Source organism: Synechococcus sp. BDU 130192, assembly GCF_963876085.1.
Lineage (GTDB): Bacteria > Cyanobacteriota > Cyanobacteriia > Cyanobacteriales > MRBY01 > MRBY01.
The window spans coordinates 1-17,708 of sequence record NZ_CAWNNO010000008.1 but is presented as its reverse complement, the minus strand read 5'-3'; the positions used below and the strand labels follow the sequence as shown (position 1 = coordinate 17,708).

At 46.1% G+C, this 17,708-nt stretch carries 16 protein-coding genes; 1 reads left to right on the top strand and 15 read right to left on the bottom strand.

All coding sequences use genetic code 11. From position 1 onward, the window contains the following. Positions 1–6: 6 nt before the first annotated feature. From AACT35_RS03195 to AACT35_RS03175, 5 genes are all read right to left on the bottom strand, one after another. A complete protein-coding gene (locus tag AACT35_RS03195; RefSeq protein WP_099238887.1) occupies positions 7–1,356 on the bottom strand; it encodes a UDP-glucose dehydrogenase family protein in 1,350 nt (449 codons plus the stop codon). A gap of 39 nt (positions 1,357–1,395) precedes the next feature. After that, positions 1,396–2,325 (bottom strand): UDP-glucuronic acid decarboxylase family protein, encoded by a 930-nt coding sequence (locus tag AACT35_RS03190; RefSeq protein WP_065711202.1) that lies wholly within the window; start codon positions 2,323–2,325, stop codon positions 1,396–1,398. A gap of 66 nt (positions 2,326–2,391) precedes the next feature. After that, a complete protein-coding gene (locus AACT35_RS03185; RefSeq protein ID WP_062435607.1) occupies positions 2,392–3,882 on the bottom strand; it encodes a BCD family MFS transporter in 1,491 nt (496 codons plus the stop codon). 48 nt (positions 3,883–3,930) lie between these two features. Continuing rightward, entirely contained in the window at positions 3,931–4,353 is a 423-nt protein-coding gene (locus AACT35_RS03180) for a YraN family protein (protein WP_099238885.1), read from the bottom strand. Positions 4,354–4,362: 9 nt separating this feature from the next. After that, positions 4,363–4,881, bottom strand: coding sequence for a hypothetical protein (locus AACT35_RS03175; protein WP_062435601.1), 519 nt, complete (start codon positions 4,879–4,881; stop codon positions 4,363–4,365). Positions 4,882–5,135: 254 nt separating this feature from the next. Here AACT35_RS03175 and blaOXA point away from each other — a divergent pair, with 254 nt between their 5' ends. Continuing rightward, positions 5,136–5,906, top strand: a complete 771-nt coding sequence (gene blaOXA / locus AACT35_RS03170) for a class D beta-lactamase (protein WP_339374587.1) — start codon at positions 5,136–5,138, stop codon at positions 5,904–5,906. Between the two features lie 70 nt (positions 5,907–5,976). Here blaOXA and AACT35_RS03165 read toward each other — a convergent pair whose 3' ends face one another. From AACT35_RS03165 to AACT35_RS03120, 10 genes are all read right to left on the bottom strand, one after another. Next, on the bottom strand, positions 5,977–7,137 hold the full coding sequence (locus AACT35_RS03165; RefSeq protein ID WP_099238881.1) for an aminotransferase class V-fold PLP-dependent enzyme: 1,161 nt from the start codon (positions 7,135–7,137) through the stop codon (positions 5,977–5,979). 40 nt (positions 7,138–7,177) lie between these two features. Then, positions 7,178–7,735 carry a hypothetical protein gene (locus AACT35_RS03160; protein ID WP_254047992.1) on the bottom strand — a complete coding sequence of 186 codons (558 nt, stop codon included), beginning with the start codon at positions 7,733–7,735 and terminating at the stop codon, positions 7,178–7,180. 113 nt (positions 7,736–7,848) lie between these two features. Further along, positions 7,849–8,649, bottom strand: coding sequence for a type 1 glutamine amidotransferase (locus tag AACT35_RS03155; RefSeq protein ID WP_254047991.1), 801 nt, complete (start codon positions 8,647–8,649; stop codon positions 7,849–7,851). Positions 8,650–8,698: 49 nt separating this feature from the next. Continuing rightward, positions 8,699–9,373, bottom strand: a complete 675-nt coding sequence (locus tag AACT35_RS03150) for an urease accessory protein UreF (protein ID WP_099238876.1) — start codon at positions 9,371–9,373, stop codon at positions 8,699–8,701. Positions 9,374–9,414: 41 nt separating this feature from the next. Then, on the bottom strand, positions 9,415–10,317 hold the full coding sequence (locus tag AACT35_RS03145) for a glycosyltransferase family 2 protein (protein WP_339374586.1): 903 nt from the start codon (positions 10,315–10,317) through the stop codon (positions 9,415–9,417). Positions 10,318–10,363: 46 nt separating this feature from the next. Further along, complete coding sequence (locus AACT35_RS03140) at positions 10,364–10,933, bottom strand: class I SAM-dependent methyltransferase (protein WP_254047990.1); 570 nt, start codon at positions 10,931–10,933, stop codon at positions 10,364–10,366. A gap of 95 nt (positions 10,934–11,028) precedes the next feature. Continuing rightward, entirely contained in the window at positions 11,029–14,520 is a 3,492-nt protein-coding gene (locus tag AACT35_RS03135; protein WP_256376221.1) for a tetratricopeptide repeat protein, read from the bottom strand. Between the two features lie 8 nt (positions 14,521–14,528). Next, positions 14,529–16,370 carry a tetratricopeptide repeat protein gene (locus AACT35_RS03130; protein ID WP_158227953.1) on the bottom strand — a complete coding sequence of 614 codons (1,842 nt, stop codon included), beginning with the start codon at positions 16,368–16,370 and terminating at the stop codon, positions 14,529–14,531. Between the two features lie 312 nt (positions 16,371–16,682). Continuing rightward, the gene (locus AACT35_RS03125; RefSeq protein WP_143596769.1) at positions 16,683–17,192 is read right to left on the bottom strand and encodes a hypothetical protein; all 510 of its coding nucleotides are present in this window, start codon (positions 17,190–17,192) and stop codon (positions 16,683–16,685) included. After that, a partial coding sequence (locus tag AACT35_RS03120; RefSeq protein WP_216820529.1) for a hypothetical protein occupies positions 17,186–17,708 on the bottom strand: 523 nt, incomplete at its 5' end. The genes AACT35_RS03125 and AACT35_RS03120, both read right to left, overlap by 7 nt.

Here is a 17,708-nt window from a genome sequence, read left to right as displayed (position 1 = left end):
AAACACTTAATGGCCAATGCCCACATAGCGGAACCCCAGGGTTTCGAGGGCGTCTCGGTCGAGGAAATTCCGGCCATCGATGATCAACCGATTTTGGAGGCGATCGCCTAATTGCCCATAGTCGAGGTGCAAGAATTCTTGCCAGTCTGTGACTAAAACCAAAGCATCACAGGTGTCCGCTAACATTTCTGGGCTATCTTCGATGATCACCCCTGATAGGCCGTGACCAATGCCATTTTGGGACACAATCGGATCGTAGGCTTTTACCCGTGCTCCTAGACGATTAAGTTCTGCAATCAGCTTCAGGGATGGAGCATCGCGCATATCATCGGTGTCTGGCTTGAAGGTTAACCCCAACAAACCAATGGTTTTCCCCTTAAGAATTTTCAATTCCTGTTGGAGTTTTTCGACGACGATTAATTTTTGCCGATTATTCACCGTCACTGCCGCTGCGAGGAGTTGCGCCTGGTAGCCATAATCTTCGGCAGTGTGTACTAAAGCGGCCACATCTTTCGGGAAACAAGAACCGCCCCAACCCAAGCCTGCCTGGAGAAATTTATTGCCAATGCGACTATCGAGGCCGATGCCCTTCGCCACCTGGAGAATGTCTGCTCCCACGCGATCGCACACATTCGCCACTTCATTAATAAAGCTAATTTTCGTTGCAAGGAAAGCATTGGCGGCATATTTAATCATTTCGGCGGAATTGAGATCCGTTTCCACCACCGGAATCGGTTTGGGATGTTCTGGCGCGCTAAATTGCCCTTGGATGAGGGGATCATAAAGCTGTTTCATCAGGGCGATCGCCTTGGAGTTGCTACTACCTAGAACAATGCGATCGGGGTTAAAAGTATCGAAAATTGCTGACCCTTCCCGGAGAAATTCGGGGTTACTGACCACATCAAACTGCACCGTATGGCCGTTTTGCTTCTGTTTGACTCCATCGAGGACAATCATTCGCACCCAGTCCCCTGAACCAATCGGAACCGTTGATTTGTTAACAATTACTTTGTAACTATCGGCGGGTAAATGTTCACCAATACCCTTCGCCACGGCCTCCACATAGCGGGTGTCGCTTTCCCCCGTTGGCAAGGCTGGGGTACCCACAGCGATAAACAGAATTTCCCCATGATTGACGCCAAAACTGAGGTCTGTACTAAATTGCAAGCGTCCGGTGGCCATTTCCTGCTGCATCAGTTCCGCTAGACCGGGTTCATAAATCGGCGATCGCCCCGCCTGCATGAGCTTGATTTTCTGCTCATTATTGTCGATGCAGATGACATCATGGCCCATGTGCGCCAGGCAAACCCCTGTGACCAAGCCCACGTAACCCGTTCCAATTACACAAACTTTCATCGCAATTTCTAGTGAATTTCTCGTGTTGTTGTCCGTTAGTTATTCTGCGAGGCGATCGCGGAAATAGGCGATCGTTTTTTCTAAGCCCACCTTGAGGGGCACCGTTGGCTGCCAATCCAAGTAGGTTTTAGCACGGGTAATGTCCGGTTGCCGTTGACGCGGATCATCCTGGGGCAGCGGCTCAAAGGCCACCTCAACATCAGGATTGACCATATTCTGAATCGTTTGGGCCAACTCCAAAATCGTGTACTCATCGGGATTCCCTAAATTGACAGGGCCGATAAAGTCTCGGTTCATCAAACGAATCAAACCTTCGACCAAATCACTTACGTAGCAAAAACTCCGGGTTTGGGAACCATCCCCATAGACCGTCAGTGGTTTGCCTTGCAAGGCTTGGACGATAAAATTACTCACTACCCGCCCATCATTCGGCAACATATTGGGGCCATAGGTATTAAAAATTCGGGCGACACGGATATCAACATTATTAGAGCGGTGGTAATCAAAAGCCAGGGTTTCCGCCATCCGCTTCCCCTCGTCGTAACAGGAGCGAACCCCAATTGGATTCACATTGCCATGGTAAGTCTCGGGCTGGGGATGGACATCTGGATCGCCATAGACTTCAGAGGTAGACGCCAACAGAATTCTCGCTTTGACCCGTTTGGCTAACCCCAGCATATTTAGGGTGCCCATGACATTGGTTTTAACGGTTTTGATGGCGTTGAACTGGTAATGGATCGGTGAGGCAGGACAAGCGAGGTGGTAAACCTGATCCACTTCGAGGCGGATCGGTTCGGTGATGTCGTGGCGCACCATTTCAAAGTAGGGGTTGCCAATCCACTGCAAAAGGTTATGCTTGCGGCCTGTGTAAAAGTTATCGAGGCAAATGACTTCATGGCCTTCGGTCATCAGGCGATCAATGAGATGGGAGCCGATGAACCCTGCGCCGCCGGTCACTAGAATTCGCATGGTTAGTTCTGGAACGATGACTGTTCAGATGGTTTTCCTAACGGTAGCGAGAGATAGACACTTTGTCTAGCCATCTAGTTCTCCTTCGAGGATCGTGGCGATCGCCTGCCTGGTATTTTCTTTGAATTCGCGGATATTCACGTTATTGAGAATAAAAATGGCACTGAACATCCCCACGGCTTGGAGCACAAAAACAGAACTGTAGGCCAAGAGGGGGGTTTGAAAAATTGCCCGCCCAATATCTAACACGACTCCCCCCATTAAAGTGGCGATCGCCCGGGACATCGCTTGGGCCAGCGCCCAGGTGCCAATGAAAGTACCAGCGGTTTCGGCGGCGGTGAGATCAAGCATTAAACTAATCGCGCCAATGGTGCCGATCCCCGTGGCCATCCCAAAGAGAACGAGGGCATATCTGAGGATCTGGGGCTGTTGGGTGAACCCGGCCAGAATAATTAAAAAGAAACAAGCCGCTGTGAGCAAACAACCTAAACGGGCAGTATTTTTCTTCCCTAGGCGCGGCACCACCAAAAATCCGGTCACGCTATAGCCCACGAGAACACCGATCCCCCAGTAGGAATTGAGCAGGGTACTTTCGCCGATGGACATCCCAAACACTTCACCGCCATAGGGCTCCAGCACGGCTTCTTGCATAAAGAGGCTGATTGTAAAAGTTACCAGAAAGCTAAAGAAAATGGCTGTTTGTGGACTACTACGGACGACTTTAATGGAGTCCCGAAAGGTGATTTGGTCTTCCCGCGTTGTGGGGGCAGTCCGTCGACTAAAGCGAGAATATTTGCGTTCGATCCCAAGGATACCGAGTAGCCCCAAACCAAAGGCGATCGCCGGCACGACTAGAAACAGAGAATTAATTGGCCCCTGTAAACTTTCGATGGGCGTATTCAGGAGCTTTTCCCCTTGGGTGATGATTGCTCCGGCATTGGCCCCCAGGATGACCCCGGCCTGTTGTACCTGATCGAGGAAAATACTGCCACTAATCCCGCCAATCACAACCCCCAGCAACAACATCGACCAGACCACCGCCACAATTTTTGAGCGATTATTTTCATCGGAAATATCCACTAACAACGCCGTAAAGGGGGTGGACGTAGAGCTGAGGGCCAGGCCATAGAAACCGAGCACTGCCCCCAGGGCGATCGCCCACAGCAACATCTCTCCAGACCAGGCCCAGCCGCCATTTTCCCGCACCGCTAGGGCCAACTGCCAGACGATTTGTACCGCCACAAAAACCGCCGAACCGAACAACACCGTCCCAATCCAGACATAACCACTGCGGTGGAGCTTAAAAATCTTTTTGCTGTCGGACAGTTGCCCGAACCACACCCGCGCGGGGGCCATAAATTGTGGTACCGCCAAAGCCCCTGCCGTCACCGTCGCCGGAATATCCAGCTCACTAATCATCACCCGGTTGAGTACCGCCAGGGTCAACACTGCCATCAGACCCAAGCCCAGATTAAAAAGTCCCAGGCGAAACATGGTAAAGGGGCCAACGGTGGGTAAATTTTGCGCGGAGGTAGAGCTAAGTTCAGAAGTGGTCATGGGGCGATCGCCACAGGGCTTTAAGAATCACGGAAAACACCCTACATTCTAGAATGCATCGGCCTCGAATGCCCCTTCTAAGTAAGCAGCCAAGCTGAAGCCCTGGGGAAAGACGGCAGTCTTGCTGTAGCTGACAAGGGCCACATCAAAGCGACAACCGTAGGTTTCATATTGGGGAAAATTGCCTAGAAATTGCAGAGCTGCCCGGACGGTTTTGCGTTGTTTGCTGGGGGTGATCGCCAGTAAACCTTGATAATCCAAGCTGTGCTGTTGTCGGGTTTTTACCTCTACAAAAGCGAGAATTTTTGTCTGGGCATGGAACGCCACCAGATCCAATTCTCCCCAACGACAGCGCCAACGGGTTGCGACAATTTGCCAACCTTGGCTTTCGAGGTGCTGCTCTACAAAAAGCTCTCCCTGCTCACCAACGGCAAGGGCCGCTAATTTTTTGGGTGAAGGGGTGTCGGCCATGGTAAAGGCTTACATCCCTCCAGATTCTGAATAGCCCTGGAGATTTTCCGGATTTTGCTCCTGGAGTAGACGGGTCACCAAATCGCGATATTTATTCAACTCATATTTATAGATCACGAGGTATTTCCCTGCATTGAGGCGATTGCGATAGGGTAGGGCATCGCCGCTCCCCACCGCCAAGCCAACGGTTGTGCCGACGAAATAGCTCCCCATGGCCCCGCCAACAGCTCCAGCGAGACCCCCGACAATATGATTACCCGGTGTGCCAGCCCAGGCGAAGGTATCTAACCCCGTAATGTAATCGAAGACAAAACCCCCAAAGAAACCGAAGGGGATTAGCCAATAGGCCATCAATTTTGCTCGCTTGCGCCCCTGCTTAGAGGGATCGATAAAGCCAAATTCATCGGCGGTTTGGTAGCCTTGACCAACAATAGCTAGATTTTTGGTGGGAACTTTAGCTTTTTCCAGTTGGGTATAGGCTTCTTCGGCGGTCATACGGTCTGGGAATACGGCGATCAGATAATTCATAGCAACGACAAACCAATGGAATCTTCAACGTTTGATTGTAGGCGATCGCCTTGAATGATTCTTTGGGAACATCGACAAACAAGGCATGAAACCAAATTCAACGTAACTCTTTGGCCCTAGGATGAAGTGATAAGCGATTACCCTTTGCAATTATGCCTGCCTTGATCCCCTTCCGAACCGTAGCATTGCTGATAGGAACCTCCTTATCCTTCATGGGGATGGGGATATACACCCTGTCTAACAATTCACCAGGATTGGCAGCAGCGCCCCCGTCCCTTACCACAGTATCGGAGACGGTTAATTTCCAGCAGCATTTCCAAGCCCTAAGGCTGGAGGGATCGATTCTAATCTACGATCTGAAAGCCAACCGGACTTTTCAGTACAATGCCCACCGCAACCGCACCGCTTTTCCGGTCGCGTCAACTTTTAAAATTCCCAATTCCTTGATTGCCCTCGAAACGGGGGTAATCCCCAATGAGCTGGCGTTACTCACCTGGGATGGGATTACGCGGGAATTACCGGTGTGGAATCGGGATCTGAATCTAAAGGAAGCCTTCAAACATTCGGCGGTGTGGTTTTACCAAGTCCTCGCACGGCGGACGGGCCATGGCCGGATGAAACAGTGGATCGAGGCGATCGCCTATGGTAATCAAACCATTGGCACTCCAGAGAATATTGATCAGTTTTGGCTGAATGGCACATTACAAATCACCCCCCAAGGTCAAGTGGACTTTTTGCGCCGTCTCTATGCCAATGAGTTACCTTTTTCGGAAAAGGCGATCGCCATGGTCAAGGAAATCATGATCGCTGAACAAACCCCCAATTACACGATTCGAGCCAAAACAGGCTGGTTTGGTTTTGGGAACCCCGGAGTTCAGAATATCGGTTGGTATGTGGGCTATGTGGAACGGGGCGATGATGTGTACTTTTTTGCGACCAACATTGATATCAACAGTCCCCAAGATGGTTCTGCTCGCCTGGAGGTTACCCGTCGCTGTTTACAGGAATTGGGGGTGCTGCCATAACAACCTCTGTTAGCCACCTTCCCCAGGGAAAAACCCCTTCCGACCTCCGGCCACCTTCCCCAAGGAAGGATTATTTGAGGAGGGTGGTGAGGGCGATCGCCAATTGGTCGATGTCTGCGGTGGTAGTGAAGTAGTGTGTACAGGCGCGGATACAGTCCGGGAAGCGGATCGTCCGGAGACAAAACCCCTGGGCTTCGAGGGCTTTGACAATATCACTGTGGCTTTGGGCGGTATCGACTTGAAAGGAGACTAACCCCGAAGCGGGTGGCGTAGCCTTGAGACATTGCACCTGGGGGATCGCGTTGAGTTTTTCCCAACAGTAGGCACTGCGATCGCAGATTTGTTGATAACGGCTGGCCGTGTCACCCCATTGTTGATGGAAGCGGATCGCCTCCATTAAGCCAACGTAGAGAGGATAAGCGGAAGTTGCGACTTCATAACGGCGGGAATCCTGGGCGAGGGCCACTTCAGTTGTTGTCTCCCACTGGGTTACCCCCCGCCAGCCAATAAAGGTCGGTCGATGCTGGGCGATCGCCTCGGTGGAAATATAAAGTCCGCCGACCCCAGCCGGGCCGCACCACCATTTATGACCCGTAAAGGCATAGAAATCGACCCCCAAGGCTGGCAAATCGAGGGGTAGCATCCCGAAGGATTGGGCCGCGTCCACCAGCACCAGGGTATTTTGGCCATGGCAGAGGGTACAAATTTCCTTTAAAGGCAATATCTGGCCTGTATTCCAAAAAAGATGGCTAATCACCAAAAGGCGAGTTTGGGGGGTTAAATGTTGGGCGATCGCCGCTGTAGGATCACCGCCATTGAGGGTGTCAAAGAGGGGACAAATGCGAATCTTCACGTCGAAGCGGGCCGCAATCTCCTGGACAATGCCAACAATGCCTGGATGTTCACAATCACCGAGGAGGATTTCGTCCCCCGGTTGCCAGTTGATTCCCCAGAGGGCAATGTTGCAGCCAGCAGTTACATTTTCGGTGAGGGCAATATTTTGGGGTTGAGCTTGGAGTTCAGCGGCGATCGCCCCCCGCAATTCTTGAATGATGCCCGTTTCCCATTGACCCTGGGCGAGGGAAAAAGGCCCTTGGCGATCGCCCTGGTGATAACTGTCGAGGATGGCATTAAGGCTCGACTGGGGTAACGGCCCCTGGCCACCGTAGTTAAAGTAAGTTTTGTGGGTGAGGGCAGGAAACTGTTGGCGATGTTGGTGCAGATCGGGCATGGGAGAATGAATTAAATTATGGGGGTAAAAATGAACAGGGTTATTGCTGGGGCGAAAACTGACGGGTATTGGGATCGTAGCGCCAGGAAATATTATCGGGATCTTTAGCCTGACTCCATTCGGCAAAATTATCACGGCCCCGGCGTTTACGGAGGGTGCTGGGATGTACGGAAAAACGTTTCGCGAGTTCCGTTTGAATCATCGGTGCTGGCGGTGATTTTGGAGTTAAGGGTGGTGGCGTGGGTTCCTGGGGGTCTGGCTCTGGGATTTCGGGATCACTGCCATTGAACATACTGCCCAGGGCACCGCTCGTCAAAAAGTAATAGACAATGCCTGTTTTTTGGTAAACCACAGCCTGGGCGGCGTACTCCTTTGCTTTGCGTTCGAGAAACCAACGGACATCATTCCCCGATAAGCCCGTAGCCAGGGTTAAGTCGGCTACGGTAATTTTCCCTTGGTTGGCTTCGATCAGGCGACGGAAATCGGGGGTGAGGGTGATTGAGAGTTGTTGCCAGCGGTACTGTTGCCAGAGATACCAGGCCACCAAAAAGGCGATCGCCACCACACAGATCGTCCAAACACTGAAAAAAACAGTCATTAACAGGGTGCAGGGAATGATCAGGATCAAGGGGCTTTTCGCATCTTTCTCCATTGGTTTTGTCAGGCAGTGCTGGTGAGAAGGGTCTACTTGCTAAGTTTAAACGGGGTTGCCTAAATGGGGCTGCTCGATACAGACAATGTGAGCCGCTGGAACATGGTCTGGCGTGCTTGGCGGGCCAGTTGATCGTCGAGGGGATCAAGGTGAATTTCGGTGTTGTACTTCCGTTCCAGGGCTTTTTCGAGGAGCCAATCGGCCAGGAACGGATTTTTCGGTAGCAGTGGCCCGTGGGCATAGGTGGCGATCGCCTTTTGGTAGAACGCCCCTTCCCAACCATCTTCGCCGTTGTTACCGTAGCCCTTGAGGACTTTGCCTAGGGGTTGCACCTCTCCTAAGTAAGTACGCCCACCGTGGTTTTCAAAGCCGATGGCAATGGGGCGATCGCCGAGTTTGGCCTTTAATTCTGTGGCGAGGGGTTCAGCAGTGATTTCAAAGGCGACATTCCCGATGCAACGTTTTGCCCCAAAGCCCGGATGTTTGCTGACAAGATCTAAAATGCCGAGACCTTCGATGCGTTGGCCGAGGGCAGGTTCATAATATTTACCGAGCAGTTGTGGTGAGCCGCAGGTGAAGACCCCTGGCACTTGATCTTCGATGAGGGCTTTTAATTGTTCGGCCTTGGCTCCCTGGAGATCTCGCATGACAATTTCCTGCTGGCGGTCTTGGGCGCCGCCGCCCACAATCAAATCTACTTCTTCCCAAACATTTAGGGGCGCTTCTTTATCGAGGGGGATCACTTCAACGGTAATCTGTCGCCATTGGGCTCGTTTTTCTAGGCAAATCACATTGCCGCGATCGCCATAGGTGCCCATGAGGGTGGGGTAGAGCCAGCCGAGCTTGAGGTGCATCGTCATTGAGCCATTCACCGAAAAAAAGAATGCCCCTTATCTTAACCCCTGGGGGTCAACTCCGAAAAAGGCGAGTGTATTGGGTTTCATGGTTCATACTCGCCAAACTTAAACCCCAGGTACAGGCATAAAGATCCATCTCTTTTTGCGTCACCAAAGTTTCTGCCGTCTCAATAATTAGGGGTTGTAACTGGTAGATGATCCGTTGGCCTTGGGTTTGTCCGAGGGGAATCAACTTTACCCCCGCACTCACCAAGTTACTCAGCCAGCTATGGAGATAACCTAAAACGGCCTGGTGCGGCTCAATGTTCCAGAGGGCGATCGCTATCCCAAAGGCGATCGCATAATGGCAGTTTTTGCCGATCTGCTCCCGGCAAGCCCTTAGCTGTGGTCGTTTGTTTTCGTCTAAATCCCCCAACAGTTTCAACAAACTATTGCCCATCTGGATACTTTGTTGCCGGAGTTCCTTGGTTTCCCGCGTCCCATTCAACCAACTATTCCAATACTGCAATTGGGTCAAATCATCAGCGGCGATCGCCCGCACAACAGTCAGCATTACTTGGGTATCAAGACGAATTGAGCCATAGGTCAACTCTCTTTGTAACCACTCCTGAAACGTCGTCAAAGAATGATCTTGCCGAGTGCATTCGATAAAAAACTCTAGCCCTTCTGAATAGTTATATGAGCCTAAAGGAAAACTAGAATTAATAATCTGAAATAAAAAGCTCATACTGTTTGTTCCAAGCATTAACGGGTTTCGATATTAAAGAGTCAGTGATCTGACACTTTAAAAACCTGGGGAAAAAGAGTATTGTAGGCTTCTCTTTTTTTCTCAAGTCGCATCAATACGTCTTGATTGATAGTCCTTAATTTTTCTTTAAACCATATATTGTCAAATTCCTGCTCATGGGGTAGTTCACCTACATACTCTCCATAGGGAAGTGACACCCTTGGCATTTGTTTATCAATAGCATTACCAGGGTATCGTTTATACTCAACCGTCTCTACGTCATAAAAACGACCTGACTCAAAAAAATGATCTAACATTTCTCGATAAAGACAATCTTCACTCCCTCCCATGATTTTAAAAATAGGTTCTTCAGAAAAGCCATTAATAAATTCGTGACAAGCACGATGTACACAGATGTTAATTGTTAGACTATTCGCTAAAATTTGCTTCCAGGAAGAATGAATTTCTGGATCGAGTTTTACACCTGTCGCCACATATCCTATTCTTTTTTCGGGCACTGAAACTGTCCAATGACATGATGGCGCTTGAACTTCAACTATAGATTTTTTTTCTAAATTGGCGTTAAGAATTGAATAACAAAAAAGAATATGTTCAGCTTCAAAAAAATCATCTCCGTCACAAAAAAATAATATTTCTCCTATTGATGCTTTCACGCCTGTATTTCTGGCAACTGAAGCACCACGATTATGAGGATGTGAAATAATCTTGAGTTGATACTCACCAGTGGAATGTAGCAAGCTTAAAATATCAGGAGTTTTATCTGTGGAACAATCATCAACTATAATCACTTCAATTTCAACAGGTTTAGGACGATTAAAATATTTCCGAAAAAAAGCGATGCTTTCTTCTATTTTTTGAAATGTTTTGACAATTCTATATCCGCAGTTATAGCAAGGAACAATAATAGATATGGATTTGATCATAACTAGCTCTCCATAGCCAAAATCCAAAAATACACCTTCAAGTAATCTACTTGACAACTACCATTTTTATATGTACTTCCCCAAAAACATTATTGAAGTTTCTAGCAGCTTGGGATAGTTCGTCTAAGGTGATACTTTTTTCATTCCATCTGCTAGCCCACTCTCCATCAGGTACATAGGTTGCAGAAGTGACTTCAAAATCAACATCTAAATATAACCCTAATGTTGTTGTCGCTACGCCTGCTGCTTGCCACTGAAGATTTGCTTTTTTTGAAAACATAGTCAAGCCTTCAACTGTAATGGGTCTAACATGGGTTGGATCAATAATAAAGTTGTCGTGGCGGTGGTGCGGCACTTGAATATCAATAACGGCTTGGTTTTTACAGATACGATAAATCTCTTGGATAATTTTCAAGTAGGTATTTGTATCTTGACCTAAATGCTCTAGGACATGATGCATGACAATTTCGACGACACTATCATTTTCCCAAGGCCAAGGAAAGGTTTCTAAATCAAATACAACATCAGGATTACCATATTTATCGACATTAATATAGTCTGGCAGGATTTTGTGGCCACATCCTAAATGAAGCTTGAGGTTTTCTTGGTTTATCATTCTGAATTTTTTAGGATTAAATTAATAGAAACGCTGTGTGATTTTAGCTACTAATATCAAAGTCTATTTTAGTTCTAAAGTGGAGTTAAAGCTTGCTAGTATGACAAAATACTTTGAATAACATTTAGTGCTTTTTTTGCTGCGGCTTGCCAAGACCAGTCTCGCCTAACCTGGACTGATGAGGCGATCGCCTTTTGTTGATAGTGTGAATAATTTTGATAAACAGCCCTCATTTTTCTACGGAGATCCTGGGTTTTTGGCATTGCCCAGGTACCATAATCCCCATCCATTCGATTAAAAAAGAGATCTACATCCTGAATGGGAACATCGAAATAATCAAGTAGAATCGCATTATCTTCATTGGCATACTCTGTAACGGCGCTATAGTTCGTGGCAATCGTCGGTTTACCGAGAGCCATCGATTCAATAATTGGTAATCCCCATCCTTCCGCTTTGGTTGGAAAGACACCGCAATGGCAAGCATTCATAATTTTAGCAACATCTGCATAATCACTTTTTCGAGAAATATAAATAAACTTATGATAGTTTCTAAGCCAAAGGTTTTCAACGAAAGCTTGCATATTAAACTGATGCACAAAAACATTGTCACAAGCTAGCACCAAATAAACATCAGGATCGGCATGAAACTCTAAATCAAACGCCTTGATTAACTCGGCTGTACTTTTACGTGGTTCACATTTGCCAACGGTAAAAAATTTGAATTCACCATCGTTTTCAAGCATGGGATCTACTGGGAGTTCAGGATAGAATAGGTCGCCGTTTACGCCTTCGGGTACGACAAAGGTTTTTTCTGGTTTGATACCATTTCCAATTAAAACTGTCTTCCCCCAATGGCTAGCAGTCCAAACATAATCGCAGCGGTTTAGATTTGGAACCCAACTATCTGGCAATTTGGTCGATTCCCAAACGGTGTAGGCAATTTTGATGCCTGGGAATGGCTGGAGTTTTTCCCAACAATCGTAGCCCATGCCAATAAAAATATTTATAATTGAACACTGAGACTGCTGCAAGTATTGGCAATGGTTAGTCATTTCTTCTTGGTTAAGCAAATCACTGACCAGCACTTGGGTATCACCATCGCAACATAAACTATCGAGGGCTTTAGCAAAATTAAAAGCATGGATATTATATCCAGTATGGCCCAATTCTGGATGGCCACGAAAATGCGAAATCAAGTGAATAATTGTTTTGGTTGATGACTTTGAGATATGTGCTAGTTGCAACTGACTATCGCGGAGATAAATGGGAATATCTTGGATAATTTTTTCAACAAATTGCAAGTTTTTTGGGTTGTTTTCTTTTTCTCTTTGCAGGCTTTCGATGTCAGCAATTTGAACGCCTGTATTGAGCAAGTTTTCTTGCAAAAATTGTGGAGATGAATGTGCTATTTCTTCTGTTTTATTACTCTCTATTAAACATTGAACAAGGGCTATTTTGATCTCATTGTTCTCAGGGTCAAGAATCATCGCTTGCTTAAAAGCCAAAATTGCTTGTTGAGTCGCACCATTGGCTTTCAAAATTTTGCCGTATTCTTTATATATTTGTATTTGGCTGATTTTATTTTCTATAAAAGAATACAGTGCTTCTACTAATATTTTAGTATCAGAAACCTGATTAGATATATAACAAAGATTATTTACTGCGCCATCATGGTCTGGCTTACTCTGTAGTGCTTTTTGATAATTTGCAATTGCCTCTCTATATTTGGCTTGCATTAAAAATGTGTTACCAAGATTAAAGCATAGGTTGGCATTTTCTGGTTCTAGACTTAGGGCTTCTTGAAATTGCTTTTCTGCTTCTAAATAACTTTTGTTTTCGTAGAATAGGTTGCCTAGATCATTGTGCAATTCTGAGTTATTCGGTTCAATTTCAATGGCCTTTTGATACATGGCGATCGCCTGCTCAAAGTCTCGGGCGGCTCTGAAACTTTCTGCAAGGCTACGATAGGACGTTACTTCCTGGCTACTTTTGATTTTTGGTGGAGTTACGGAGCCTGCGTCAGTAAACACTGTAGGTTTTTTATCTAGGTTTTCTTGGTGCGTTACTGAGGCTGTCCCCGATAAAGCTTCTAAAATCAATTCCCCCACAAGTGCCTCGTATATTTGACCAAAAACACCCTGCCAATCTCCGGCAATTCCTTGGCGAAATAAGTGCATTGTCGGATACCAGGGGCTATCTTCCCGTTCTAACTGCCAACGCCAATCAGGAATATGGGGTAACATCACCCAAACAGATTTCCCCAAGGCCCCAGCTAAGTGCGCCACAGCAGTATCAATCGTAATCACAAGATCTAATTGCGTGATAATAGCAGCGGTATCGTAAAAATCTGTAATTATAGAGCTGAGATCAAAAATCCCCGAATGGCTCAAAAAAGGTTGGACTTGTGCTGCATCTTCGCCAACTTGTAAACTCCACAGAGTAATTTGTTCGGTATCTAATAAATCTTGAAAAACTGGAATAAATTCTTGGAGTTGAATTGCTTTACTCCGGTACATTTGCTGATTTTCAATCTTGCTCCCCCAGACAAGACCTATTTTTTTTCCTTTTGTCCTTGGCAATATTAGACTATCTGAAATGTCTGGCACCGTCAGATAGGGGATTGTTTGAGGAATGGATGCTTCTGTACTTTGAAAAATATAGGGCAGACTCATCAAAGGACAGTGGTGAATATTTGGATCAATTCCTTGTAACTGATCTTGATCGATAACATTTACAGTGACGTTTAAGCATTTTTGAAAAAGACGTTTTAGGGAATTACGGGTGCCTAAAATCACATCAATTCCACGATCAACGCAGAGGGCAACATACCGCACAAATTGAATTGCATCGCCAAAACCTTGTTCACTCCATAATAAGAGGGGTTTGTTCTGAAGTGCTTCCCCTTGCCACATGGGTGTGGGTAGGAGTCGATTACTTAAATCTTGGGGGGAAAAGCGGTATTCGTAGTGATTCCAGCCTTCTTGGAGTTCACCAATTAATAACAAAACCCAGCCCAAGTTAAAATTAGCATCTTTATGTTCTGGTGCTTGTTGTAAGATTTCACGATAAAACTGAATTGACTCTAGGAAAAAGCCATTTCTTTGGAGAAGATTGGCTAAATTATATTTAATTGCAACGCTGTCTGGTTTTAGTTGCAGGGCATACCTTAGTTTTTGAATAGCTTCTGGGCCTTTCCCTTGCTCCTGTAAAGCGGTGCCGATGTGGCTAAAAGAGTCGGCATCGTCGGGGATAAATTCAAGAATTGCCTGAAAAGATGCAATGGCTTGATCATATTGTTTGAGGCCCATAAAGGCATGACCTCGGTTATTCCAAGTGTTGCGGTCTTGGGGATCTAGCTGCAATGCTTTGTCATAGCAGGCGATCGCCTGGTCGTATTTTTCTTGGAGCAAATAGGCATTTCCTAAGTTGTATTGCAGTCCGGGGGCGTTCGGAGCCTGCTTGACCGCGGCTTGGAACATGGTGGTTGCTTGATCAAGCTGATTTGTTCGGTGGAAAAGATTGCCTAGGGTATTGTAAGTTTCGAGAGGATTAGGTTCGAGTGTTAAGAGTTCTTGATAAACGGCGATCGCCGCCGTTAGTTGCCCCGTTCTTTGGAGTTGTTCGCCCCGTTGATGTAGAGTCTGCCGCTGATTTTTTGGGATTGCGATCCAGCTTTTGGCCTCAGTAAAGGTTGTTGTGGCACTGTTTTAACTGGTTGCGTATCTGTTACTGGGACAAACTCAAGGAGTGCGGCCCGGACATTGTCAAATACCGACTCCCAATCGCCCAGTGCGGGCTGACGAAATAAGCGCATCCCCGGATACCACGGGCAATCATCCCTCTCTAGCAACCAACGCCAATCAGGTACAAAGGGCAACATCAACCACACTGGTTTACCCATCGCTCCCGCAAGGTGAGCCACCGCAGTATCTACGGTGATCACAAGATCGAGTTGCTGAATTACACTTGCTGTATCTGCAAAGTTCTGTAGTTTGTGACTCAAATCAAAAACAGAATCAAACGCTAACCAGGGTTCGATTTGGGCTGCATCTTCTCCAACTTGGAGACTCCAAAAGGAGTAGTTGCCTGACGTTAACAAATCCTGCCGTCCCTGAAAAAAATCCTCTAGGTAAATTGACTTTGATTTATACAAAATAGGATTGATTTTTCCCCCGGCCCAAACTAAACCAATCTTTGTTGCGGATGATTGGGGTAACTGTAAATGTTCGGGAATTTGTGCTGGCGATCGTAGATAGGGAATTTGATTGGGAATGCTGTGTAGATCCGTCTGAAAAATCCAAGGTAAACTCATCAACGACACATGATTTTGATAGTTACTGAGATCCTCAGAATCTTGACTGATCACCTTAATTTTTGGTGACAAAGAAGTCCTAAATAGTTCCAATAAAGGGGCACGAGTCGCTACAGTAACTTGATAACCTTGTTGTTGCAGCAATAATGCATAGCGAATAAATTGAATTGAATCCCCTAGTCCCTGTTCACTCCACAGTAAAATTTCTTTATTAGCTAAAGGTTCACCCTGCCAAGGTTCAGTTTGCAATGAATTTGGAACCACTTTAGAAACCAGCAAGCGCCATTCGTGTTCTTGCCAACCTTCTTGAAATTTTCCATTTAATAGTAAGCCTAGGGCATAGTTCAAATGGGTACTTGCGGACTGGGGCTCTAGGGCGATCGCCTTTCGATAGGCAGTTAAAGATGCTTCAAATCTAGCTGTTTTTTGGAGTGTATTTGCAATATTGTTATAAACACCAGCATTGTTTGGATCCTCTGCTAACAGTGCCTCGTAAATTTCCAGGGCTTCCGTGTATTTTTCTTGTTGTTGTAGGGCATTGCCGATATGCTTTCGGGCATCTATATCACCTGGTTTAAGCGTCAATATTTTTTGAAATTGGGCAATGGCCTCATCGTATTTTTCAAGACCGTGGAAAGCATGCCCCAAATTATTATAAATTGCCGTATTTTCAGGATCTAAATGAACCGCTTTTTGGTAAGCATCAACGGCTTCATGAAAACATTTTTGGTCGAGAAACACATTCCCCAAGTTAAACCTCGCGTCCACATAGTCAGCTTGGGTCTGGATTGATTTTTGGAAACTGGCGATCGCCTTTTGGACATCCCCCTGGGCGAAATGGGCATTGCCCAGATGACAATAATATTGGGCTTCACAGGGATTAACTTGAATTGCAGCTTCGAGGGTGGCGATCGCCTCATCATGCTGATTCAGGTGATTGTAAGTTGCCCCCAGCAAAAAAAGCGCCCGATCATGCTTGGGCTGAAATGAAAGTGCATTTTGAAAACAACTAAAAGCTTTATTAAATTGACCAGACTGATAAGCTTCCATCCCCACCTGAATAAGAGCATCACAGGAGCTTTCAGACCCATTAAAGTGATTCGCTTTTTGATTTTTAGATGCCACGTAACTTTTTCCAGATTTACGTGTAGCATTTTGACGTTTTTTTTTGCGAGATTTGCCCATCAGTTTGATAATTTAATTTTATTTTTGGGATTTCAAAATAATCTAGTTTGAATTCCAAAACACTTTGGCTCTCAAGAAAGCTCAGATACTACAAAGTATAACTTTCTATATCAAGATTAACAACCCATAATAAGAAAACGAATACTACATATCAATACATCAGAAAATTCTGCTGATTTCATAATAAAAACCAGCTCCTAGAAAAAATTCCAGAAGCTGGCTCTTATAAGCAGATCAAGAGAAAAATGCTAACTATTGCGCTCCAATCCCGATTGTGAGGGTATCAATGCGAAAAGTACCATTAATCAATTGATAAGCTAGTTCGAAATTAATTTGAGGTTGTGTTGGAAAATAACCCGTAACCAGCAAATTATTGTCTTCATCTAGCATCGGCTGAGATGTAAATGTTGGTTCGTACTCTGTAACGGCAGTAAAATCCAGATTTGCTTCCCGAGTCGAGCGAAAAATCCTCGACAAATCTTGCTCTGTATTTTTCATCTGAAATCCAGGAGAACCCAGTTTTCTCAATACCGAATAATCTTGAGTTTGATTCGCTTGGTTCAGAGATAACAAAGAAGACTTAATAAGAGAGTGAACAAATATTCGGTCATTCTCAGTTGTAATTGCCGCTCTAGTTTGGGCAACATCGGACTGAGCCAATACAGGAGTAAGAAAAGCCTGTGGTGTTGTCAAAGGCATTAACCCCAGAGTTAACACCACGAAGGCTTGTAAAACAGAGTTGTTCTTCAAGGGACTTACCATTGGAGAGTTAAACCGGCCGCAGCACCAAATGTATCTTGGGTTAAACCAAAACCAGCACCGACATTAAAGAGAACTTGTGTGCCGTCGCTGTTCGGGTCAGTAAACAAGAATGTACCATTAGCAGCAATTGATACTTCACTCTTGAAAGTACCAAAGGCAACCCCGATGCCATAGCGCTTACCTGGCAACAAGCCTTTGTTAAGGCTAGAAAGTGCCAGGGCCATTGCGATACCGGAGCTGTTCTCTTCGATTTCATCAAAGGCTTCATCAATTCGCTGACGGTTTTCAGCAATGTCAGCCGTGTTTTGCGCAATATTTGCACTGTTAGTGGCAATATTACTGCGATTTTCAGTAATATCCGTCGTGTTTTGCGCAATATTACTGCTGTTCATCGAGATATTCATGCTGTTATCTGCGATGTTGCTGCTGTTCATCGAGATGTTCATGCTGTTATCTGCGATGTTGCTGCTGTTCATCGAGATGTTCATGCTGTTATCTGCGATGTTGCTGCTGTTC

Coding starts and splice junctions, on each gene's coding strand:
- AACT35_RS03195 (WP_099238887.1), bottom strand. CDS start 1,356: ATGAAAGTTTGTGTAATTGGAACGGGTTACGTGGGCTTGGTCACAGGG.
- AACT35_RS03190 (WP_065711202.1), bottom strand. CDS start 2,325: ATGCGAATTCTAGTGACCGGCGGCGCAGGGTTCATCGGCTCCCATCTC.
- AACT35_RS03185 (WP_062435607.1), bottom strand. CDS start 3,882: ATGACCACTTCTGAACTTAGCTCTACCTCCGCGCAAAATTTACCCACC.
- AACT35_RS03180 (WP_099238885.1), bottom strand. CDS start 4,353: ATGGCCGACACCCCTTCACCCAAAAAATTAGCGGCCCTTGCCGTTGGT.
- AACT35_RS03175 (WP_062435601.1), bottom strand. CDS start 4,881: ATGAATTATCTGATCGCCGTATTCCCAGACCGTATGACCGCCGAAGAA.
- AACT35_RS03165 (WP_099238881.1), bottom strand. CDS start 7,137: ATGCCCGATCTGCACCAACATCGCCAACAGTTTCCTGCCCTCACCCAC.
- AACT35_RS03160 (WP_254047992.1), bottom strand. CDS start 7,735: ATGACTGTTTTTTTCAGTGTTTGGACGATCTGTGTGGTGGCGATCGCC.
- AACT35_RS03155 (WP_254047991.1), bottom strand. CDS start 8,649: ATGACGATGCACCTCAAGCTCGGCTGGCTCTACCCCACCCTCATGGGC.
- AACT35_RS03150 (WP_099238876.1), bottom strand. CDS start 9,373: ATGAGCTTTTTATTTCAGATTATTAATTCTAGTTTTCCTTTAGGCTCA.
- AACT35_RS03145 (WP_339374586.1), bottom strand. CDS start 10,317: ATGATCAAATCCATATCTATTATTGTTCCTTGCTATAACTGCGGATAT.
- AACT35_RS03140 (WP_254047990.1), bottom strand. CDS start 10,933: ATGATAAACCAAGAAAACCTCAAGCTTCATTTAGGATGTGGCCACAAA.
- AACT35_RS03125 (WP_143596769.1), bottom strand. CDS start 17,192: ATGGTAAGTCCCTTGAAGAACAACTCTGTTTTACAAGCCTTCGTGGTG.